At 39.4% G+C, this 25224-nt stretch carries 13 protein-coding genes; 11 read left to right on the plus strand and 2 right to left on the minus strand.

Annotated elements, in window-relative coordinates:
* Positions 1–11: 11 nt before the first annotated feature.
* A complete protein-coding gene (locus ACQ86H_RS08295; RefSeq protein ID WP_431294439.1) occupies positions 12–3371 on the minus strand; it encodes a SusC/RagA family TonB-linked outer membrane protein in 3360 nt (1119 codons plus the stop codon).
* Positions 3372–4127: 756 nt separating this feature from the next.
* Between ACQ86H_RS08295 and ACQ86H_RS08300 the strand changes: the two genes are divergently transcribed.
* The 7 genes from ACQ86H_RS08300 (at position 4128) to ACQ86H_RS08330 (ending at position 15851) form a co-directional block, all read left to right on the plus strand.
* Positions 4128–4889 (plus strand): hypothetical protein, encoded by a 762-nt coding sequence (locus ACQ86H_RS08300; RefSeq protein ID WP_431294440.1) that lies wholly within the window; start codon positions 4128–4130, stop codon positions 4887–4889.
* Between the two features lie 1528 nt (positions 4890–6417).
* On the plus strand, positions 6418–7014 hold the full coding sequence (locus ACQ86H_RS08305) for an RNA polymerase sigma-70 factor (protein ID WP_431294441.1): 597 nt from the start codon (positions 6418–6420) through the stop codon (positions 7012–7014).
* A gap of 162 nt (positions 7015–7176) precedes the next feature.
* Positions 7177–7539 (plus strand): hypothetical protein, encoded by a 363-nt coding sequence (locus tag ACQ86H_RS08310; RefSeq protein ID WP_431294442.1) that lies wholly within the window; start codon positions 7177–7179, stop codon positions 7537–7539.
* Positions 7521–8159, plus strand: a complete 639-nt coding sequence (locus tag ACQ86H_RS08315) for a FecR family protein (protein ID WP_431294443.1) — start codon at positions 7521–7523, stop codon at positions 8157–8159. Before ACQ86H_RS08310 ends, ACQ86H_RS08315 begins: the two co-directional genes overlap by 19 nt.
* Before the next feature lie 184 nt (positions 8160–8343).
* A complete protein-coding gene (locus ACQ86H_RS08320; protein ID WP_431294444.1) occupies positions 8344–11946 on the plus strand; it encodes a SusC/RagA family TonB-linked outer membrane protein in 3603 nt (1200 codons plus the stop codon).
* Positions 11947–11949: 3 nt separating this feature from the next.
* Positions 11950–13428 (plus strand): RagB/SusD family nutrient uptake outer membrane protein, encoded by a 1479-nt coding sequence (locus ACQ86H_RS08325; RefSeq protein ID WP_431294445.1) that lies wholly within the window; start codon positions 11950–11952, stop codon positions 13426–13428.
* A 2-nt stretch (positions 13429–13430) separates the two neighbouring features.
* On the plus strand, positions 13431–15851 hold the full coding sequence (locus tag ACQ86H_RS08330) for a redoxin domain-containing protein (protein WP_431294446.1): 2421 nt from the start codon (positions 13431–13433) through the stop codon (positions 15849–15851).
* A 907-nt stretch (positions 15852–16758) separates the two neighbouring features.
* Here the strand turns inward: ACQ86H_RS08330 and ACQ86H_RS08335 are convergent.
* Positions 16759–16923, minus strand: coding sequence for a hypothetical protein (locus tag ACQ86H_RS08335; protein ID WP_431294447.1), 165 nt, complete (start codon positions 16921–16923; stop codon positions 16759–16761).
* A gap of 472 nt (positions 16924–17395) precedes the next feature.
* On the opposite strand from ACQ86H_RS08335, the gene ACQ86H_RS08340 reads away from it, so the two are divergent.
* From ACQ86H_RS08340 to ACQ86H_RS08355, 4 genes are read left to right on the plus strand one after another with little or no spacing between them, the layout of a single operon-like run.
* Entirely contained in the window at positions 17396–20407 is a 3012-nt protein-coding gene (locus ACQ86H_RS08340) for a SusC/RagA family TonB-linked outer membrane protein (protein ID WP_431294448.1), read from the plus strand.
* 55 nt (positions 20408–20462) lie between these two features.
* Positions 20463–22121, plus strand: a complete 1659-nt coding sequence (locus ACQ86H_RS08345; protein ID WP_431294449.1) for a RagB/SusD family nutrient uptake outer membrane protein — start codon at positions 20463–20465, stop codon at positions 22119–22121.
* 10 nt (positions 22122–22131) lie between these two features.
* Positions 22132–24306 carry a SusC/RagA family TonB-linked outer membrane protein gene (locus tag ACQ86H_RS08350; RefSeq protein ID WP_431294450.1) on the plus strand — a complete coding sequence of 725 codons (2175 nt, stop codon included), beginning with the start codon at positions 22132–22134 and terminating at the stop codon, positions 24304–24306.
* Positions 24234–25220 (plus strand): TonB-dependent receptor domain-containing protein, encoded by a 987-nt coding sequence (locus tag ACQ86H_RS08355; protein WP_431294451.1) that lies wholly within the window; start codon positions 24234–24236, stop codon positions 25218–25220. The genes ACQ86H_RS08350 and ACQ86H_RS08355 overlap by 73 nt, the downstream gene beginning before the upstream one ends.
* The last annotated feature ends 4 nt before the right edge of the window (positions 25221–25224 follow it).

The raw sequence follows: 25224 nt of genomic DNA on the forward strand, positions 1-25224 counted from the left end.
TTTTTTGAGCGTTAGAAGCCTATATTGATATTAAAACCGTAACGACGGGCAGTAGAACTCTGCAGATCTGATTGTTTTCCACCCAAACTTCTGCTGGTTAAATTAAATCCTGAAGCATATTGGTCAAGGTCGATATCCTTACGTTCTGCGAAGTAAAGCAGGTTTCTGCCCACCAATGAGAATGAAGCCGAACGGATGAACGATTTTTCCAGCCATTTCTTTGGTAAAGTATAGCCAATTACCACCTCACGCAGTTTAATATAAGAACGGTTAACCATAAATGGCTCATCGAACTGGCCATAAACACCATTCTGGATATAACTTCTTAAGGTTACCGCTTTGGTGTTCGGGGCAAAAGTTAATTCGTTATAGTTGTCGATTTTTCCACTGGTATAATGTGGTGTACCCGATGTGATGACAACACCGCTCCCCACCATGGCTGCAGTAGCATTGGCTACCCCACCGTTTGTGCTTTGCCACTCTTTTAAACGGGCATCGCCATATTGACCTTCTACCAGTTCGATGGCGTTTCCGGCATTCATCATCTGTGCATACACATAATCGAATATTTTTCCGCCTGAACGCCCATCCAATTGAAAACTAAAACTTAGATTTTTATAGGTAAACCTGTTGTTTAAGCCAAATACAAAATCAGGGTTGGCATAACCTAAAAGCTGATTGTTGTTGATACCAGCCTGTTGTGCCAAAGGTAAACCACTTGCATCGTGAATTACCTGTCCATCAGGAGAACGAACGTAAGCGCGGCCATAAAAACCATCTAAACGTTCGCCTACCTTATAATTATGCCCGTTAATTGGTAGCGCATCTACCCCGCCATAAATTTCTTTTAAGGTTTCCTTATAAGTAGATACATTGGCCATTACGTCCCATGAAAAGCCACCCGATGTTTTAACAGGCGTTCCGTTAACCGAAAGTTCCCAGCCTTTCTTTTGCGAGGTGATGGCATTCACACTCCTGGTAGCATAACTGGTTGAGGGTGCCACGGCCAGCTGATAAATCAGTGGTCCGTTTATCGATGTGAAATAAGTGAATTCAGCACCTAATCTGTTTTTTAAGAATTTCACATCCACACCGGCTTCGTACGATTTTACGTTAAAAGGTTTGATGGATGGATTTGCAATATTTTTAGAATAATCTACCGATGGTGTATTATTGTAATAGGTAGTAGAACTGTAAGAATTCTGATTATCATAAGATGGTCCATCATACGATGAGATCAGTTCGGTTCCATAACCACCATAAAGTCCGCCGCCTAATAACGAGCCTACCGTATTTCCCGTTAAGGCCTGGTAAGCGGTACCGATTGTTGGATTGGTAAGTGCACCTTTTACATCAGCAAATGAAGCCCTTACCTTTAAAAACGACATGAAGGAAGGAAGCTTTGCATAATCAGAAATTACACTGCTTAACGAAACCGATGGATAAAAGAAAGTACTTTGTCCCTTTGGCAATGTAGAAAGATCATCTACGCGACCAGTGGTATTGATATTTAACCAGTTTTTAATTCCAAGATCTACGGAATAGTAACCGCTGTACACCTGCATTTTTGAACCAAATGTATACCCCTTTATCGGACCTTTAGAGTTGGCGAAGTTATACACATTCGGGATATTCATCGCAAAGGTTGTTTCCCAGTTAGAGCTATATTCGAATGTTCTTAAGTTTCCACCTACCGATACACCGAGATCAAGCCAATCGCCTATCTTGTTATTATAATTTGCCAGTACATCATGGTTGTGCTCCATCAATCTACGTTGATCTTCGCGGTAATCGCCATACCAGATATTGTATATACCACCGGTTTTATTAAACTCATAATCGTTAACATACTGGTTTAAGTTGGTAGATGGTGGCACTTTCTCCGTTCTTAACTGGTTCCAGGTGGTAATCTGTGTACGGGCAAGAAAATTTAAATGCTCATCTACTTTGTAACTCAGTTTTGCATAACCGTTAATATCGGTTTTGTTATGGCTGTGCAGCCATTCGTAAGCGGTAAAATAAGGGTTATTGTGTCTTCCGTATTCAACAAAATTCTGAACAAGTCCTTTTCTGCCACGCTCGCCGCCCCAGTAATCTTCAACTTCGGCAACATCCCAGTTGGCCGAACCATATACCTTAAACTGGTACACATAACTGTTGGGTCCATAAGATACATCCGGAATATTTGGTGTGTACTGTGAATTAAAATTCAAACTTCCATCCACGCGTAATTTTTCGCTTAACTTGTACCCGGCAGAAAGCGCAAAATTATCGATGTTGAGTTTGGTATTTGGAGCCATACCTTTTTGATAAGTATGCGTAAGCGATGCCCTTAAATCATATTTATCGCCAGAGGCACCTACCGAAACATTGTTGGTAGATAGCAATCCGGTTTCCATAAAATTCTCAAAATTGTTTACACCCTTTGCCGTCCATGGTGTTAATGTTCTTTTGCCGTTAGCATCCAGCGGACTATTATACTGGGCTACCCCTTGCCCGTCAAATTTTGGCCCCCAGATGTTGGTTCTTCTGTAACTACCGTCCAGGTCGTACAAATCCGATCCATAAGCATACTTATAGTCATTACCATAGCCATATTGAGTCTGGTTTTCGGGTAAAGCCACAAAACCACTTTCGATCATGGTGCTGCTGTTAAAATCAACGGTAAATCCGCGGCCATTTTTTGAGCCTTTTTTGGTTGTTACCAAAATTGCACCGTTCTGCCCTCTCGATCCATAAAGCGCAGCCGCATTTGGGCCCTTTAAAACGGTATAGGTTTCAATGTCATCAGCACTGATGTTCCAGGTATCCGAATTTACAGGTACCCCATCAACCACAAATAAAAGGTCGGTACTTCCGCGCAGCACCAGTTGCGGGCGGCCAAGCATTTCGGCACTGCCGCCAACCGTTAGTCCTGCAACCTTTCCCACCAACGAGTTGATGGCATTTGGCTCACGTGCCTTTACAAGGTCTGCACCTTTAACTTCCTGTGTGGCATAACCGATTTTTTTGGCTTCCTTTTTAATACCAAGCGCAGTAACCACTACATCGGACAATAATTTTGAATCGTTTTGCAGGGTCACGTTTATGGTAGACTGATCCCCAAGCAGGATTTGTTGGGTAGCAAAACCAATTGAAGAGATAACCAGCACCTGTCCTTTTTCTGCCGAAATGGAAAAAGTTCCATCAGCAGCGCTGGAGGTCCCCGTTTTGCTACCTTTGAGCATAATACTAACACCCGGTACAATGGCCTGGGTATCATCTTTAACAATACCCTTGTATTGGGTGCGTTGGGCAAACAAACCTGAAGTATGCGTTATTAACGCAAAAAAAAGGCAGACCCTGAATAAATTTAGTAAGTTTTTTTTCATGAAGCGTACTTTAATGATAAGCTGCGCAAAATTACAAGCAGCACATTATGAGAATGTTTAGCGCATAACATGAAACGATCAATTTTATATTAAGAAAACCTGCTAAATGGTCGTAAAGTAAGATCCTATGTAAAGAAAACAACAACTTAAGAATATAATTACGATTTTTCAAATACCGATATTTATGATGCTAAATGAAACCCCTACAGCAAAACAATACTTTTATAAATGATGATTAAAAGATAGAAAAAATGTTAGAATAAGAGCATATCAACCCAAGTTCCATTAATAATGTAAACATATTCATGAGAATGGGAAACATCCATAAGAACTTTTTATTATCCTTTTCAATGCCAAATGTTCCTATTTGATTGGTTCCTGAGCCTTTTATAATTTGTTTCGTAAAGTGTGGTTTGTTCAAGCAAGTCGATTGAGCTATCAGAAAGAAAGAAATATGAAAACTGGAAATAAGTTTTTGATACGAGGCTTGTCAAACCAGTTGTCTTTTGACACATGTCTCGAAGTGCTGAGCACTATATAACTAGATAGAATTCACAACTTAATTTCACATTTAATCCTCATTTACCTAGCTATCGTAGGGCAAATATTGCAAAGACATCCTAAGTACCTGAAGTAAAAATGCCAGATTTTATCATCTCAATAACAGATGGTTGTAGAATAAAAGATGCGGGTATTTAATTAAATTATTACCAAAAGCGACCTGATCAAATTTCGTAGCCATCATAAAGATCTTTAATGCTTTTCAAAACACCTGATTTCTTAACTGCTTTTACAACGCCATTTTGGTCTACCATTATGTTCGATTATCAGATTAAGACTATGGGGATATTATGTAATCCTGATCATCCTGTTTTTAGAGACTTTCCGACTGATTTTTATTCAAATTGGCAATGGTGGGAACTTACTAATAACGCCCGTGTATTGCGTCTGAATAAGACAGCACCTGAATATCGCCCGATAGTTCAAGTCATTGATGATCCAGTAAGAGACGATAAATTAGGTGCCATCGTGGAAACGAAAATTTGGAAGGGCAAACTTTTGCTATGTACATTTGATATTTTATCGGATTTGAATAACCGTTATATAGCTCGTCAACTCTTAAAGAGTACAGTAAATTACATGGCTTCGCCTGCTTTTAACCCCAAAGAAAATAAAGAGCTCGTTGAGCTTATTTTTACTAAAAGCATTTCCTCTGCAAATGAAGTCCTGTCGGTTAAAAGTCTATATGAACATCTGGAGAGCCCTGCTCTTTTTGCCTTTGATGGCAACATGGAATCATTTTGGGAAACAGATGCGTATACCAAAGATGCAAGCTGCGTAGTCGAATTGATTAAACCAAGGTTTGTAACGGGTTGTAGAATAATAGTTTCCGATCAGAATATCAGACCGACTGCTTTCGCGATATACGTTACCGACAATCCCAAGGAACCTGGACAACCTGTTTTTGAAGGCGAAATTCCAAGCAAAGATATCATAGAAGTGAAGGAATGGGGGTAATGGTTTTACTATAAAGAGAGGGAATTTGTTATTCTAAAACTCAAAACTATGAATAAAGCGGAAATTTCTGCAAGGTTGTCTGAGGTATAGTGGATTTTTGGAGACTAGATAGTTATTCCATTAAGTAGAGATTTGAACGATCTAATGATTTGTAAATAATCACCAATGCTTAGCCCTAAGGGGGTGTTCCTAAATTTGAGCATTGGCAGCTGTTGACCAATTTAACTGAAGGGCGGCACGCTTACTGATCTGGGGCAATGGGATGAAACGAAATACGCTCGAAAGTTTCAAGTATTAATTGTATAGCTACTCATGATAGCTCTTGGAGCCTATTTTTGATCAGAGCCATAAAAGAAGTAATAGTTAAGCTCCTACTATGAAAACGATTGCGTAGTTAATAAGTATTTTCTACGTAAAAATAAGACCCCTGTACCGCCAGATAATAATAGAAGAAACGGAATTTCATTATCTATCGGACAATCTACGAGGCTAAATGTAATCAATTCGCCATAAGTACTGAAAGCATTACTCACCGGAGCACCTGGCGGTACCGTTATATAACAAGTATTAGGAGCATTTCTTTGAACACAAAAAACGTCAGCAAGCCTAATGTATCTATCACTTTCTTCATCGACTAAATAATTAGGTATGGAATTAGCGCCAAATGTACCCTGCCTATCTGTATATATCCAACCAGCAGGAGAAAAACAGCCAGTCGTTTGAGCGTTAAGTCGATTAATATAGATACACATTATGGAAAATAGGATCAGAAATTTCATAACCAAAGGTAACAATTTGAATTCTTGATTAAAGGTAGAAAAAGTATTCTCATTACTAATTTTTTACAATGTTTATTTTAGGGAAGTCGTATTATAGGAAATACCGCCTTTATATCAAATAACAATGCGTTACAATAGCAATGCATCGTTTTGAAGTATTGACAATGCACAAATTATGTCCTATGCAGCCTGTATGAATTTGTATTAAGCAATGTTAAACCTCTGATTATTTGCTAAGAGAGAAAGCTAGTGGTATGGATCTCAATAAGGACTTCGGGCTTATTCTTCCATTGTGATAGTATAAATGCGTTGATATTCATTAGTACCGTTTATACTGACCGTTAGTTGTAATTTGTACTAATGCATTCTGGCGATTTTAATTTATGAGATCGTCAATATTTAATAAGTAATTGACTTTTAATTACCTTTTATCATATGGAAATAGTAATCATCGTTCGGTAGATCTGCGGCAGATATCTTGCATGACAAGATTGTTGTTATGCCTTGACTTGCTGTTAGACCCAGCCTTTGTCCTTATAGAAAATTGCCTCAAAGCTATGTTTCCTTTATCTGCAATCCTTCCTGTTTGATCAGTGGCCCCAGACAGGAAACTAACCTTGGAGCCTGGACGGCTTCCTATCAATACACTCCTAGGCCCGGTAATCTCTAGGAGCAACTTCACTCCGGAAAAATTGATTTTTTTGAGGTCAAAAATATAATCCTAATAAGTGCTATATTGTGAATGTTTTATGGAAATTTCAAAAATAAAATATTCATCATATTCTGATCAGGAACTGCTTAGTTTTTTGAGGGTGGATGACCGAGATGCATTTAATGAGATCTACAGCCGTTATTGGCAGACATCATTTCATTTGGCGAATAATATATTGAAGGATGGCCCAGCTGCTGAAGATGCGGTACAGGAGGTGTTTGCTGAAATATGGCTTAAACGAAAATATAGCCTTATACTCAACCCCAGGTCTTATCTTTTTCAGGCAATACGTTTCCAATCTTTTAAGATCATCAGACATAATAAGGTAATCGCAGAATATGTGGAGCGGGATTTTATACTCAATTTTTCAGTCAACGATGGCGAAGGGAATTTATTTACAAATGATATTAATGCCATAGTAAACCAAATTGTATCCAATCTGCCGGTTAAATGTCGTGAGATATTTATTCTCTCCAGAAATGGTCATATGTCAGCTCGGGAAATAGCTACTCAGCTAAGTATATCACCTAAGACAGTAGATAATCAACTCAACATCGCATTAAAAAGAATTCGCGTTGCATTGGCCTCATCTTTGGTCCTTATAGAAATAATCCTTTCTCAACATAGTGCATAAAAGCTTTCGTGCCTGCTCATTTATTTCAGTTGGGACAAAACTTTACCCATTCCTGTGACGGATAAAAAAATAAATTTTCTTTTGGGTGATCTGGGGGCGTAAGGGTACATAGTAATATAAGACCAATAATCAACCGCTTCAATCTACGTTTATATCTACCAAATGAAGAAGAATTTTTTTAAGACCCTTGTAAATAAATATGTAAATGGAACTATAAGTGACAGTCACAGGGGGATATTGGAATCCTATTTCAGTGATACACAATCCAGAAAAAACGATGCCATTCCCGACGAAATAATTAGGGAGCGGATATTTGAAGGAATTAACCGAAAAATATCATTTGTTGACAGACAGAAAACAAGAAATAAAATCTATTATGGTATTGCCGCTGCAATTACAATAATGATTCTGTGCACTCTATTAATTTTTAAACTAACTGTAAGTCCTGCGGACAGTAAAGATTATCTGACCTTTACTACAAAAAATGGACAAAAGAAAAAATCCTTTTGCCGGATGGATCATTAGCAATCATTAATGCAGGTAGTAAATTGCGTTATTCAACTGGTTTTGAAGGAAGAATTCGAAGTGTCGATCTTGAGGGGGAGGCGTATTTTGATGTCGCTCACAATCTAAAAAAGCCTTTCGTTGTACACACCAAAAAAATGGATGTAAAGGTACTTGGAACATTATTTAATGTTAAAGCGTATGAAGGCGAACAGGCAGAAACATCTCTGATCAGGGGAGCTGTTCAGATATTGACCCCATCAAATACAAAGGTGCTGGCTACTCTGAAACCAAATCAAAAATTTGTTTTTGGATTGGGTATTGCCGCACCCACGTCCAGAAAGCTGATAGCAAAAGGAAAGGGATTTATGGTTACTGCCCCACTTCGATCAAGTTCAACACCTAAAGCTATAGACTGGATTCACAATCGATTAAGCTTTGATGATCAGGGATTTAGAGAAGTTGTATTGTTGCTGGAGCGGTGGTATAACATAAAAATCTCTATTCAAAATACTGACCTTTTAAGATATAGGTTTACCGGAACTTTTAACGATACGGGATTGATGGACATATTGGAAGCCCTGAAAGCATCCCAGGATTTTAATTACAGAAAGGAGGGTGATCACATAAGTATTTACTAAAAACAGGGAAATATCAAAAGATAGATCCCTGCCGATACGAAATTAACCGGGCATACAAATTTGCGATGAGGATGCCCTAATCAATCTAAATCTTCTTAAAAGTATAAATAATCCTTGATATCCAAAGTTTTGCATATGCTTTGGCTATTCGCAGGTCTGTGCTTTTTAGGACAATTAACCAAACATGAAAACCAAACTACTGATGTGGGACCCCAAGCCCAATCCTTTATTCCGTAAGATCATAAAGATGATAAAAATAACCTGTTTATTGTTTCTCGCAGGCTTGCTGCACGTAACAGCTGCCGTGTTTCCACAAGGGAAGAAAATCTCATTAAACCTAAAAAAGACACCTCTAGAAACGGTGATCCGAAATATTGAAGCTAAAAGTGGCTATTCTTTTCTGTACAGCACCAACGACTTTCCCTCAACCATGGCTGTCGACATTGATGTCAAAGATAAGCCTGTTTCCGAAATCCTGGAACTAATCCTCAGGCAATCGGGGTTTTCCTATAAACTCATCAATGGGAACCTCATAACGTTTACAAAGTCTATGATAGCCCCTGTCAATCCGCTTCGCGGTAAAGTGACCGATGAAGAAGGTCGTCCTTTAGCAGGTGCATCGATCAAAAATATGGAAGGTAAGATCTTGGCTCAAACCGATATAGATGGTCTGTTTGTGATAAATAACTTTAGTGGTTCAACAATTTCCATAAGTTATATTGGCTATTTGGAAGAGTCCATTACAATAAATGATAGTATTGCTGGTCGATTGTTGCAAATAGTTTTAAAATCGCAGAGCGAGTCGCTCAAAAGTGTTTCTATAGTATCAACCGGTATCCAGACCCTTTCAAAAGAGCGAAGTGCCGGAAGTTTTGCAAAACCAGATATGAAGGTATTTGCTTCAAGAACTGGTTCTATGAATGTGATTCAGCGTCTTGATGGACTTATCCCAGGATTGACCATCAACAATGCTCCAGGTGATCCAGCTTATTCTTCCAGCCAGGTATTATTGCGTGGTGTAACTACTATCAACGCAGCGAGGGGCCCATTATATGTTGTTGATGGGTTTCCGATTAATGATATTTCCTCGATCAATCCGAATGATGTGGAGGATGTCACGGTATTAAAAGATGCAACTGCTGCCTCGGTATGGGGAGCAAGAGCATCCAATGGCGTGATTGTAATCACGACGCGAAAAGGGCGCTCGGGTGGGGGGCTTGATATTGACTATGACGGCTTTGTGAACTTTAGAGGCATTCCAGATCTAAATTATGCACGGACACTGAACAGCGCCCAATTTATCCAGGCAGCAAAGGAAATTTTCAACCCTGTCCTGAATCCGATTGGTGCAATAGTTCCCAACGGATCCCTTTCTCCTACTCTGCCCCCTCATGAACAGATTCTTTATAACCTCAACAGTGGAGCGATCAGTAGTGCTACTGCAGACCTCCAGCTTAACCAGTTGGCGAATATCAATAACTTAGGCCAAATGAAGGAGGTTTGGTATCGCAATGCACTGCTTACTAATCAAACTCTTTCATTAAGAGGTGGCGGCGAGCGCTACAATGTATATGGCTCTCTCGCCTATACCGGTAACCGAAGTAATCTGGCTGGTGAAAAGAATAATTCCTACAAAATCAACATCCGTCAGGACATGCAGTTCAATAAGGTAATCAGTGCCTATCTAATTACCGATCTGACCAATAATATCAGATCCTCAAAAAACAATATTGCACCCGATAGTCGGTTCATACCTTACGCACTTTTTAAGGATGAGGCGGGAAACGCTGTTCCATTGTCATGGCTTAACCTCGCCGATGGTGTGAGAAGAAACTATGAAACCCTCAGTCAGATCAACTTAGGTTATAATCCCGTAAATGAATTTGAGCTAAGGGATAACAAAATTGATGAAGTTATTAACCGAATAGTTGGTGGACTAACTATAAGACCATACAAAGGGCTTAAATTTGAGGGGGTATATGGTTATTATAAATCCAGTTTAAAAAATGCTACCTTTCTTGATCAGAATAATTTTAATGTAAGAAGAGAACTTGCCGCATTTACGGTGGCACCAGTCACCGCTGGAGGAATCCCGACATACTATCTTCCAACTACGGGGGGAACTCTAACCAATTTTAATCAGAGTCAGCGCAATTGGAATGTGAGAAATCAGTTAAGCTACGATAGAAGCTGGAATGACCAGAAGCATCAGTTTACCGTGCTTGCAGGCCAAGAAATCCAAAACCAGCTGACCACCAGTACAACTTCACTGGTGAGGGGTTATGATCCCGATTTACTAACGTTCGGATCGATAGATTATAAGGCACTGAATAACGGAATAGTCAATACCGTTTACCCAAACAGTGGTAATAGAGGTGTACTTGTAGACAATTCATTTGGGGCCGGCGAGCTTGAAAATAGAGTGGTTTCATATTACGCAAACGCAGGCTATACATTGAATAACAAGTATACTATCAATGGTAACTGGAGACTGGATCAGTCCAGCCTATTTGGCAAGGACAAATCCGCCCAGGACCGGCCTGTTGGAAGTGGTGGACTAAGCTGGTATGCCAGTAGGGAAGATTTTCTTAAAAACGCCAACTGGTTAAACAGACTTATTTTAAGGGGTACCTATGGCATTACAGGACTTTCGCCAATCATCGGTACCGCAGCATCCTATGACATCGTGATTGCTGAATCAAACAGCATTTTTCCCGATGGAAGGGGTGTAAGGATTGGTACACCGGCAAACAGAAGATTAAGCTGGGAATCTACCAAGACACTAAACGTGGGGCTGGATGTTACGGTCTTCAACCGTATTAACGGTAGCGTTGACATCTATCGGAAAAATACAGATCAACTCATCGGTTTCTTACCAGTCAACCCCTTTACAGGTTACACCAGCATCACTGGTAACATGGGCAAGATAACCAATACGGGAGTAGAGCTTTCTTTAAGCAGTCAGAACATTTCCACTGGTAAATTTAACTGGAGTACGCTTTTCAATATGGCCTACAATAAAAATAAGATCACCTCACTTTCCTATACGGCACCGATCAGTACGGGCAACAACCTTGTGACCCAAAGTTATCTTGAAGGATATTCGGCGTTTTCAATCTTTGCTTACCGGTATGCCGGACTGGATAACATTGGGGATCCACAGGTTTATCGGGCAGACGGATCAGTTACCAAAGCAATTAATGCCACAACACCGGGTGATATTGTTTATATGGGAACATATCAGCCCGTTTGGAGCGGTGGATTAACGAATGTTTTCAGCTATGGAGCATTTGGGTTGAGCGCAAATATCATTTATAACCTTGGTCATGTCATGCGCCGAGATGTAACCAATCTGTTCTCTGGAGGAAGACTTACAGCTAATGAAAACGAGGAATTCGCAAACCGGTGGCGGGTTCCGGGCGATGAACTCCGTACTAATATCCCCTCCTATATTGCAGCAAATGGTATCAGTTCCAGCCAACGGAACGTGAGTTATTACAGAATGGCAGATATAAATGTATTGGATGCAAGCTTTATAAAATTAAGAGATATCACCCTTTCTTATGAACTGCCCAAGAAAATCTTATCCAAAATTAACGTGAAAGGGATAGCCTTAAAGGCTCAGCTGTCCAACGTGATGCTCTGGAAAGCCAATAGCTATGATATAGATCCGGAATTTCAGGATCCTACAGGACTGGCATCAAATATTGGCAATACCTCTGGTGGAGCGAGGACTATGCCAGTTAACCAGCACACCATATCCATTGGCGCACATGTAAATTTTTAGAAAATGAAAGCATTAAATAACACTATACATGCAGCACTTGCTGCAGTTTTGCTGGCAACAGGAATATCCGGCTGCCAAAGGGATTACCTTGATCTTAAACCGAAGGGAAAACTGATCGCAGAAAGCACCTCAGATTACAATCTTCTGTTTAACAATACTGCACTAATCAATACTGGGTCAGGTCCTACAGAGTTTCCCAACGGACAGCTCATTATGGGTGATGAAGTGCTAAGCACCGAACCCTATTTTTCAGGCGCAACTTTAAGGACCCAGCGCTTTTTCAGATATGACAGAGACACTTACAATCCGGAAGATGACAATGCGGAAATGAAAGGAATCATGACGCAGCTGTATACATACAATAAGATTGCGAATGAAGTCCTGGAATCAACAAATGGAACCGAGGAACTAAAGAAGGCTCTGTATGCAGAGGCAGTCGCCAACCGTGCATGGTGCTACTTTATGTTAGTCAATTTTTATGGGAAGCCTTATAATTCAGCCACTGCTAATACTGATCTTGCCTTTCCCATCATTAGCGTAGCCGATGTCGCGGAAACGAAATTCACAAGGGCAACCGTTCAGCAGGTCTATGATTTCATGATCAAAGATCTAACCGAAGCGATCCCTTTACTGCCAAGGAACACCTCCATACGGGCTCGTATGGGAAAAGCAGCTGCTGAAGGCCTTCTTGGTAAAGTGCTGGTATTTATGGGTAGGTATTCAGATGCATTACCTTATCTAAACAGCAGTATAGATGATCTGCCAACCAATTACACCGTTGCGCTTTATAACCTGAATATCACTATGGCAAATGCCGGAACTGTAGGTGCTTGGGGCTATAATCCGATAACCAACCCATCCGGTTTTCAGAGCCTCTACCCAACAGCCTGGCTAAATACGGAGAATATATTCTGCAAGCAGGTCAATGCTGGAGCATTCAATTCAGATCGTTCAGATATCCTACTGACCCCTGAAGCTGCCGCACTATTTAAACCTTCAGATATGAGGATGCGCTTTTTTAGCAACAAAGAGACTGGTGGTGCTGCTCTTGCCTTTCCCGGTGCTCTGAGACGAAATAGCGGAACAGTTGTACAGATTGGCATAAGACTGGCGGACATTCAATTGTTGAGATCAGAGTGCCTAGCGAGAATGGATAAATCAGTTGAGGCAATTGCTATTTTGGAAGCATTCAGGATGACAAGGATGTCTGCCGCTGATGCCCGGGTATCAATTACAGATAAGCCGTCATTGATCCGCTTTATCATTGATGAGCGCACTAGAGAGTTTGCAATCAATGGGTTTAGATGGTTTGATATGCGCCGGCTCTCGAATGATCCTTTGTTTTCTTCGGTCGTTTACAAACACCGGTATTATGATGCGACAGGCAAGCTGACAGAATTCCCACTAAGCCCGGAAAGATTCACGCTCCGCTTTACGCAAAAGGTTATTGATGCCAATCCAGGAATGTTAAATAATCCTTAGTCATGAGAACCAGAAACATTTTATTATTTTATCTACTGTTCCTTGCTTCCCTTGCATCGGCACAGCAGGTAATAATTGCCGGTAAATTCCGCTCTGCCCAAAAAGATCTCAAGGTTGAGGATATTTCAGCGTTTCAGTACCTCCAGCCACAGGACAAGGAATTGACGGTTAAAACGGATACTGGAGGCAACTTCAGTATCCGATTCAATATAGTGAATCCAGGTTATTATAGAATCGGACGCAATATTCTTTATTTAAGTCCTGGTGACCATCTTAAAGTCGATCTTAACCACTTAAATCCCGAAAAATCTACCTTCATAGGAAGGGGAAGTGAGGTGAATAATTTCCTTAAGACTACACCTTTTCCAAAGGGCGGATCATATCTTGAAGCTGGCAGGAGCATAAAGGCTAATCCTGCAGGGCAATTAGATCTGATCTTGTCTGCTGCGGCTTTAAGAGCTAAGCAACTTAACAATCTGAAAGGCGTAAGCAATATATTTCGCATGTTGGAAGTTGCCCGCATAAATTCTGATGTAGTCAATAGCATCAGTTCAGTGAGGTATTATGCTCCCAGAAAGCTCAATCTCAGTCCTGATTCAGCCAAAAATTACATCAATCGTTTTGAAGATCTCTCAACACCGACACTATCAGAACATATGAGATATCTGACGGATGCAAGATTTTTGCAGCTCACTGTTTTCCGGGACATTGCTGCACAGATCATAAAATCACAAAAAGGGCAAACAAAAGTTCAGCAAGAATCTCTTTACAGAATATCAGATTGGCTTCTCGCAGATTCTTTGGTAAGGAAAATGGTCGGTATGGAAGACAAAAGTAAAATAAAGCACTTCTCTGCACAGCTCAATACCTTAAAATCTAAGGACTTCAGACAGGCTGCATTTAAGATGTGGGAAGCAAAGCTTCGATTTGGGAACGGAGATCAGGCAAGCGATTTTCAAGCTATAGATATGAGCGGGAAACAGGTCAGGTTATCTGAACTTAAAGGAAAAATAATCTTTATCGATCTCTGGGCAACCTGGTGTGGCCCATGTTTGGCAGAGATGCCTGCTTTTGAAAACCTAAAAGCGCAATATGCAGGCAATGATGGGGTAGTATTTATTTCACTTTCCATAGATGAGCTCGAAGAAAGCTGGAGAAAGAATTTAAACCAGAGGAAAGCCTCAGGTTTGCAATGGCACATCGCAAGAAGTGGGCTGAGTGATTATCAGATCATCAATATCCCACGTACCATTATTATAGATAAAAATTTTAAAATAGCAAATTTTCATGCTCCGGTCCCATCATCAAAAGAGAATATTGTTCTCTTACAGAAACTTTTGCAGATTGGAGAAAAAGATGAAAAATTTAGTATTAATGGAAAATTCTCAGATGCGGATCCCTCTGGAATTTTGTTTCTAAGCTATCAGGGAAAAGATGGGAAGAACATCAGAGACTCTGCTAAGTTGGATAAAGGTACTTTTCATTTTGAAGGCCGAGTTGACGGAATCCAACAGGCCAATCTGCTCCTTAGTCATGTCGGGTCTTATATTGTCAAAAAGAACTCTGATCAATCTGATATTTATATAGGTAATAAAAATCTAACAATCATTGGAAAGGATTCTATTGCCACAGCTGCTATCAGTGGGGATCGGGAAAATACATTGTATCAAAAATTGAGAGATGAGTTAAGTCCCCTGCAGAAAGGGCAACGTGAATTATTAAACTCACTCACTCCCGATAACCGGAAAGATTCCATATTTATTAAAAAGGTTAAGCAAAAGAACCAGGATTTTATTATTAAACGAAAAAGTCTTGAGCGGTCTTTTATCATTTCTAACCCTGATTTGGTAGTCAGTATTTATGTGCTAAAATCATATGCCGGACTCTTGATAAATGTTGCGGATGTTGAGCCGCTCTATAAAGGTCTTTCAGCAGGGGTCAGGGGAACTGCTTTGGGAATTGAATTTGGCAGGGCAATAGAGGCATTGATTACGACCTCGGTCGGTCAGCAGGCGCCGAACTTTACCTCTTCAGATAGTTTTGGCAAACAGATAAGTCTATCAAATTTCAGGGGAAAATACGTGCTGCTTGATTTTTGGGCAAGCTGGTGCGCTCCCTGCAGGGCAGAAAATCCGAACATCCTCGAGCAATACCAAAAGTACAAAAGCAAAAACTTTGAGGTACTGGGTGTTTCACTCGATGCTTCGAATTCCAGAGCCGCGTGGCTTAAAGCCATTAAAGATGATCATATAGAGTGGACCAATGTTTCTGACTTAAGGGGATTCGATAGTTCCCTCGCAAAGCTCTATCACATCAATGCCATACCCCAAAACTTTCTGATTGATCCATCAGGAAAGATTATAGCAAGAAACATAAGCGGAGAAGCGCTTAACAATATTTTAAAGCAATTTATATCACAATAAATTAATTAGGATTTCTGTAATTTTTTAGGTTTAGTTAATTATCTTGGGCAGCGCCGGATGGCCTGCCCTGATTTTTTAAGTGAAGCTCTTACCATACTTGATGATTTGCAGAGTCAGGTCAGCTTCTAAACCGATCATAATTTCTAGGATACAGCCTTTTGTGGGGATTTCGCTAAAAGGAGCTCATCATTCAGCAACAATTTCTATCAATCAACAAACTGAGGCCTACTCAATTTAAGTCAATGGCCGCAAGATAAAGTATATTGCGGATGTTTTTCCTCCAGGCTGGATCTGTTTAGATTAGCAGCCTTCTCTACACTAGGGCTAGAACGCTGAAGTTCAGGTCTGTAATGGTTATCGGAGTTGAGAAACAGGTCAGTTATTTATTTATGTGCAGTACAAGAAGGGTCAGATAAACCATATGCAGCACTAAAAAAGGGAGATTCTATCGAAGGCTGCCTTCTTTCGAATCCAGGCATGAATTCTTCATGTTAATGATAAGTGTAATTTCAATGAATGCACTTAACTTTTGACAGATGGCCGGAAATAGGTAAATCCAAAAAAGTACTGGAATATCGACTATGAATTTTACTGTTCTTTTTGTTACAAATTGGGCAGACTGAGTAGCTTTGACCTACATAGGTATCAATCTATAGTACTCTTTGGAGCTTTTGCCTTATTTTTAAGAATGTTTGGTGCCATGCTTTTTCTTATCTTTATACTAAGCTCACTTTCCGCTACCTCAATCAGTGTCTCCAACATTATATTTTTAAGCTGAGCTAGTTCCAATGCTTTAGTTAATGATTGAATTTATCCAATAAGAATTTTGATCCTTGTTTCTGATTCATATTTTGGCCTTCATTGACAACAAGCAAGGTACTGTAATTAACCTTAGGTTGCCAAAGAACTATAGTGGTGCGGGAATATTGTTTTTTTTGCTAGCTTGCCTTTGAACAATAAGGCCTTCACTAATTTTATTTAAAATTTTTGATTTTGTTGCTTCGTCCAGCCCTCCGAATAATTTTCGATTCTCAAGTATTGTTACCTGTTTCTCCTTAATTTTTGATTTCATAAAACTTTGCCTATTGAAAAGCTGTTCCGGACACTTTTTCGAGGTGTTTACATTGTTTACAAACATTAATGTGGATTTTTTTAGCAATGTCAACAAATAAAGATAGAAGTTGACAACCAAATATAGGCGGTGGTCAGAAAATATTGGACTATTGGTCGTGAATACAATCCTTTTGGGATAACCTCTGATGATGAATGTCAGATTTGACCCCTGAAATTCATGAAATTGTCCCTCTCGTCTTGATAGATTTTTTCGGTAATTCGATCCAGCCAAATATTACTTAATTATGCTTAGCTCGATGTATATCATCTAAATCGACCTACTGATTGCATTAAGATAACGCAACGAAAATTCAAACTTCGCTCATGAAAGAAAACTATCCAACATAACAACCCGCTGTTGCTAACAGGATGTTAGCAAATGTAAAAAAACTCTTTCCCAAATTTCAATTTACTATCACTAACCAATTATTATGAAAGAAATTTTACGCAAGGTCTTCGCACAATGTTGTCTTGTTTTTTTGCTTACTATATCAGTATCTGCAAAAAAAGTTAACCAGGTACAACAGGATAGTACGAATTTTTCAGCAACTCTTTTTGACGACAATCAAGTACCTCTGAATGGTATAGAGATAAAGGTCGAGAAAACCAGCAGTGTAGCTTTCTCTAGTAAAGATGGAATTTTTTCCATCCCAGCTAAATTAAATGATGTTCTTCTGCTAAGTTTAAACGGACACTTATTTTATCGCTATAAGATTGATGATATCAAAAAGAACACCATTATTATTAACTCAAAAAATGTTGTCCTAAAACAGGAACGAGATACTAGGCTGCTCTTTGGGGTAGTTACTAATCCTATTAATACTGCAACTTCATCAGATGCAGTGTACACTTCTGATGTGACTAAGCTACCAGTTACATCTCTCAATTCTGCTTTAACAGGGCGCTTATCCGGTCTATATGCTTTACAGAGTTCAGGACAACCGGGGTCTGATGGTTCGTCACTATCCTTGAGGGGTAGAAATCCCCTGTTGATAATAGATGGAATTCCTAGAGGTCTTTCAATTATTAATCTTGAGGAGATTGAATCAGTGACTGTTTTGAAGGATGCACTTTCAACGGCAATGCTGGGGGTTAAGGGATTTAATGGGGCACTATTGATCACTACAAAGCGTGGGTCAAAAGCAAAACAGATGATTTCGTTTACAGCTCAAACTGCCTTTCAGAGCTCACTCAAGCAGCCAATGGCTTTAAATTCCTATAACTATGCTATGCTCTACAATGAAGCGGCTAAAAATGACGGGCTGATTCAGCCCTATACTCAAGCTGATTTAACTGCCTATGCCACTGGGTCTGATCCAATAGGCCATCCTGATGTCGATTGGAGAAATCAAATTTTGAAGAAAAATACACGTTTAGACCAATATTCTCTTGACATATCTGGCGGTAATGATTGGGGAAGATATTTTGTAGCATTAGAGCACATCAATCAGAGTGGATTTTTTAAAACATCTGCTGACAATACCTATGATACAAACAATAAGTTTTTAAGTTATGTCATTCGTTCAAACATCGACCTGCAAATCAATTCAAAACTTTCGGCCGGTGTGAATCTCTTAGGGAGAATTTTGAATGGCAATGGTCCTGGCATTACTTTAACAAACTTTGGCAGCAGCACCCAGGCCATTCTCAACAGTTTACTCATTACACCCAATAATGCCTATCCCGTTTTTAATCCCAATGGCAGTTACGGTACTTCAGCAAATTTTCAAACTAATATATATGGACAGGTAGTGAATTCTGGTTATACAGCCAATTATAAACGGGATGTTCTTGCAGATTTTTTTATCAAACGAACCCTCAACGAAATTACGGAGGGTTTGTGGACTAGAGCTGCTGTCTCACTCTATTCCACATTATCTGAGGATATAGTTAGGTCTAAGACATTTGCAGCTTTTGCATTTAATCCTACGACGAATATTTATACACAATATGGAAACAACGGCACTCAAGCTAATGGAAATCAAATAAGTTCCCAAGCACGTTCCAACTATATGGAATACAAAATCGGTTATGACCATCAGTTTGGAGAAAACGACGTCAGTGCTGTCGTAATTGCTAATCGTGATAATTTAGTAACAGGATCGAACCTTCCTTACACTATTAAAGGTATTTCAGGTAGGGCAGCTTACACTTATAATAATCGCTATACCTTCGAGACTGCATTTGCTTACAATGGTTCTAACTATTATCCACCTGAGGGTGATTTCAAATTTGGTTTCTTCCCTGCAGTTGGAGTATCATGGAATGTTGCGAAAGAGAACTTTTTAATCAATCAGAAATGGTTGAATGGTTTGAAGCTGTATGCTTCTTATGGAAGGAACGGAAATGATAATCCGGGTTACTTTAGCTATATCCAACAATATTTTGATGGTGCAGCTGCGTATTTTGGGTCAAGTCCAGGCTCGCAAACCAGTATTTTTGAGCAACCTTTGGCCAATCCAAACATCAGTTTTGAAACAGCAAAAAAACTTAATTTAGGTATACAGGGTAGCTTTTTCAATAGTTCGTTGGGCATTAAGGCCGAATACTACAATAATAAATACGCCGATCTTTTAATGCAAAGAGGTAAAAATTCTGCAATTCTGGGACAAACCTTTCCAAATGAAAATATTGGGAAGTACGAATATAATGGATGGGATTTTAATGTAAACTGGCAGCAACAACCTAGTAAGGATTTGGGATATTTTATAGCTGGAAATTTCAGTATCCAAGATTCGGAAGTCATAGCGATTGACGAAGTTGATCAGCCTTTTCCGTGGATGAGAAGAACTGGCAGTCAGGTGGGACAAAGTTTCGGCTACATCGCTGATGGGCTTTTTCAATCTCAGTCCGAAATTCTGGAAAGTCCAAAACTAGAAGGCTATGTTGCTCAACCCGGGGATGTTAGATATAAAGATCTTAACGGTGATGGCCTGATCAACCAGTTCGATCAGACAGCTATCGGCCAAACTAAACCGCTATTGTTCTTTGGGTTAAATCTAGGATTTCAATATAAATCTTTTGATTTTAGTACCCTAATTCAAGGCGCTGCAAATAGAGTAGTTTATTTGAGTGGTAACAGCGAGTGGGCATTTCAGAATAACGGTCTTGGACAGGCTTGGGAACACAATCTTGACCGCTGGACTCCAACGAATCTTACAGGAACTTATCCCCGGGTGAACGTTGGAACAAATATTAATAATTATGCTTTTTCAACATTTTGGATGCATTCTGGCAATTATTTAAGAATTAAGAATATTGAACTTGGTTATACATTGCCTCCAGTCCTTGTTAAAAGGGTAGGGCTACAATCAACCAGAATATTTTTTAGCGGTACAAACTTACTTACCCTCGCCAGTTTCGACAGGGTAGATCCAGAAGTTTACAATGGTGCTTATCCAATCCAGAGATTACTCAATTTTGGTATTAACATTAAGCTTTAATGGTATGAAAATAATATATAACACAAAAAATCTTCTATTCTTTACAATCTTAATCATGAGTATCATTAGCTCATGTAAAAAAGTGGAAACTGAACCTCGAGACTGGATAAGGGAAGACCTGGTCTGGGATGATCAGGACAAAAATGCAACTGTTGCTGGTTTCTTTCTTAATAGTGTGTACACATATCTTCCTACAGGTTTTAATAGGATTGACGGAGATTACCTCGACGCGGCCTCGGGAGATGCGATCCCATCACGTAACAATACACAAGTAGAGTATTATACAAATGGTAGAATCAGCGTTTTGAATAATCCAGATGCTTACTGGGGTAATAGCTATGCTGGAATCAGGGCAGCAAATATTTTCCTTTCTAATATTGATAAAGTACCAATGGCTGCAATAACTAAACAATATTGGAAAGCCGAGGCAAGGTTTATTAGAGCAATGATGTATTTCGAACTGTTAAAGCGCTACGGAGGTGTACCATTAATTGGTGACAGAATTTTTTCCGTGCAAGATAATTTGGAGGTTCCACGTAACAATTATTCTGACTGTGTCAATTACATCGTAAATGAATGCGATGCGATTAAAGATAGTCTGAGATCTGAAAAGGGTGCAAATTATGGTACCTCGGATTGGGGAAGAATAGCAAAGGGGGCGGCACTTGCATTAAAATGTCGTACCTATCTATATGCAGCTAGTCCACTTTTTAATGGTGGTGGCTTTGAGTCGGATGCAACTCGTAGAGCATTAACTGGTTATTCAACTTCAGATCCATCTCGGTGGCAACGAGTAGTCGACGCTGCTCAAGAATTGATCTCCTTAGGTTACTATAGCCTTCAGCCATCATTTAATAGTACGTTCATTACCAACAAAAACACAGAAGTCATTCTGAACAAACAGGGTACCGTTAACTTTAATATTGAAAGTATAAATGCACCTTCTGGTTATGCAACACCTGCAGCAAGCCAGGGACGAACTAGTGCTACGCTAGAGTTGGTAAACGCATTTCCTATGAATAATGGTTTGCCTATTGAAAGTTCTTCACCTGCTTCAGGTTATGTTCAGAATAATCCCTATGTGAATAGAGATCCAAGATTTTATCAAACAATTTTTTATAATGGGTTGAATTGGCTCCGACGACCTGTTCAGACCTTCGAAGGTGGACTAGATAAACCTGGCGGAACCACTGTACAGACCAAAACTGGTTTCTATGTCAAGAAGTTTATGGCAGATTTTGCTAACAATACCACATATACTAATCAATCCCATAATTTTATTCTTTTTAGATATGCAGAGATCTTATTGAATTATGCTGAGGCACTTAATGAATTGGGCAGGACAGAAGAGTCTGTTACGCAAATCAAGTTGTTGAGAGCACGTGCAGGTATCATTGCTGGCACAAATTCGCGATATGGGATACCCCAAGGTATTACCCAGAGTGACATGAGGACGTTAATATTTACCGAACGCAGAATAGAACTTGCATTCGAGGAACACCGTTTCTGGGATTTGAGGCGTTGGAAAACTGCTTCAACGATATTAAATGGTGTAGTTAGCGGTCATAAAATCACTAGAAATACGAACAATACCTTTGAATATCAGGTTCAGCCTGTTGCAGCTCTCACTTTTTCAAATAAATTATATCACATGCCAATTCCGTATTCAGAGATTGTCAGAAATAACAAATTGATACAGAATGAAGGCTGGTAAAATATACATCATGAAAATAACAATCTATAAAATCTTGCTGTCAATGTTATTGACGGCCTTTATTAATCATGCAATTGCACAAGCACGCACAATAGAAGGAACTATAAGAGATAATTCAGGGGTTTTGGTAGGCGTATCGGTAAAGGAGAAAGATGTTGAAAACACAGTTGTGTCGAACAGCGATGGCAAATATAAAATTACGCTAAAAGGTAAATCAGGAATTCTTCAGTTTATATACGTTGGCTATGTGCCACAAAGCCTAAAGATTGAAAACCGAAACGTAATAAATGTCCGGTTAGACATCGATAACAATAATTTAGAGGAAGTCGTGGTTTTAGGATTCGGAAAACAGAAAAAACTTACCACAACTGGTTCAATAAGTAGCATTTCTGGTGAAGCAATTAGACAAAACCCTTCAGCCAGTTTGCAGAATACATTAGTTGGACGTCTGCCAGGCTACTTCGCCCAACAGCGATCTGGAAGGCCTGGTGCGGATGGGGCTGAATTCTTCATCCGTGGTATAAGTTCATACAATTCCGGATCTAACGAAGCCTTGATTATTGTGGATGACATTGAATATACTGCAAGTCAGTTCTCATTACTTGATCCGAACGAAATTGAGGATGTTAGTATTTTGAAAGATGCAGCAACTACCGCAATTTATGGAGTGAAAGGTGCGAACGGTGTTGTTGTTGTGACTACAAGAAGGGGAAGGATTGGTAAGCCAAGGATTTCCTTAAGAAACGAATTCAGTGTTATGCAACCAACGATAATGCCAGAGTTTCTGGGTTCTTACGAAACCGCTTTATTGTATAATAAGGCAAGGGTAAATGATGGACTAATGCCTCGATGGAACGCGGGTGACCTGCAGAAATTCCAAGATGGTTCAGACCCATATGGACATCCAGATAATGATTGGAAGAAAATTTTATTCAAAGATTTTAGTATTCAAAATAAAGGAAATTTCGATATCAACGGTGGCACAGAAAAGGTAAAATATTTCGTCTCTGCAGGATATTTGTTACAGGATGGTTTATTGAAAAATTATAGTGCAGATAATGGGGTAAATTCTAACTTTTACTATAACAGATACAACTACCGCTCTAATTTGGATATCCAGGCGACCAAAACTCTTGAATTGCGGCTCAATCTCTATGGGAATATTTCCATTACGAATAATAACAACATTGCAAGCGCTTTTGGTTATAATGACCTTTTTTACGACTACGTAAGTTTTCCTGCACTTGCACCATGGGCCTATCCAATCTATAATCCCGACGGAAGCTACGGATATAGTACTTGGCAACGTGATGAAAATCCCCAATATAACCAAAATAATATTGTTGGGAGAATAGCGCATTATGGATATACCAGAAATTTTGAAAATAACATGAACCTGGTTGGTAATGCTGTTCAGAAGCTGGATTTTATAACTAAGGGATTATCTATAAAAGGTGTCCTATCATATGCAAGCACACACAATTATACCAGAAATATGACAAGAGATCAATTCCCGTCATTTATATATGATCCCGTAAATAATAATTATGCCCCAAGAGATGCCAATGTTTACAGGGTGCGACGTTATTTTATTGGTTATGGTCCTGGCAGTACAGTGAGAAACCTAACAACTCAAATACATTTGAACTTTGATCAAAATTTTGACAAGCACCATGTTTATGGGTTGGCTTTGATGAATACAAATACTCTTCTTCAAGCAAGTTCAAACTCGGTGTATAATTTTGTGCCCAATAATTTCAAAGGTTACTCAGGGAGGGTTGGTTATGATTATGCTGATAAATATTTATTCCAGTTTAACGTAGCGTATAATGGATCTGACAGATTCGTGAGCGCAAAAAAATATGGTCTTTTCCCAGCAGCCTCTGCAGGGTGGAATATTTCGTCAGAGAAATTTTTCAAGGATAATATCCAGTTTATAAATTTTCTTAAAATAAGGGGGTCTTATGGGATAGTCGGTAATGATAAGATCGGTGATAGCTTCTCATACTATTATCAGCAAAATTACTTTCAGGGTGGGAATGCAAACTTCGGTACTGGAAGCAACAATTATAATGGATTCTATGAGGGAACACTAGGTAATAACGAAGTGACTTGGGAAAAGGAAAAAAACTGGATGTTGCGATCGAATTTTCAATGTTCAAAAGCAAGCTATCAGGTTCAATAGATTTATTTAGAAATGAACGATCTGATATCCTAACTAGTCGGGGTACCGTCTCTTCAGTTTTTGGAGTTGGGTTGCCACCTGTAAACTTAGGCGTCGTTCGAAATCAGGGTGGAGAGATTGAACTTTCATTCCGTGATGAGATTGGAGATTTTGGATACTCTGTTAGAGCTAATTATTCATATGCTAAAAACAAAATCGTTTTCAGAGATGAGCCCATTCAAGCTTACGCTTACCAACAGGCGACAGGTAACAGTATTGGGGCAGGATTTCTATACCAGTGGATCGGTTTCTATAATTCAGAAGCTGACATCGCAGCAAGCCCTGTCCCAATTGTAGCTCCAAGAGTCGGAGACTTGAAATATGCTGATCTTAACGGTGACGGCAAAATCGATTCTTTTGATCAGGCATACATTGGACAACCCAATTTGCCTAATACGAACTATGGACTAGACTTAGGATTTAATTATAAAAATTTCAGCCTCAGTCTGCTATTTCAGGCAGCAACCAACTTCCAGGTTAGAGGCGTTGCAGAGGCAATACAAGCATTCCTATCTAAGCCTACGTCTGTTCACCAAAATAGTTGGACTCCTGAACTTGGAGACAATGCTCAATACCCGCTCTTAACTCTGAATCCTGGCATTAGCAGTCCATCATCATTCCCATCTACATTTTGGTCCGTTTCAGGAAATTATCTGCGGCTCAAAAACGCAGAATTTAGTTATACACTCCCGCAACGGTTTTTGGATAGGGTAAAGGTACAATCTATTCGTACCTATGTAAATGGTTATAATTTGTTGACATTCTCAAATCTAGGTAGCCGATATCAGTTTGATCCGGAATCAAACTCAGGACAGGATAGGATAAAATATCCTCCACAACGGATGTTAAATTTTGGTTTAAGTGTCACATTTTAGAAAA

Origin of the sequence: Pedobacter sp. P26, from assembly GCF_050632135.1 — a bacterium.
In the GTDB taxonomy this organism is placed as follows: domain Bacteria; phylum Bacteroidota; class Bacteroidia; order Sphingobacteriales; family Sphingobacteriaceae; genus Pedobacter.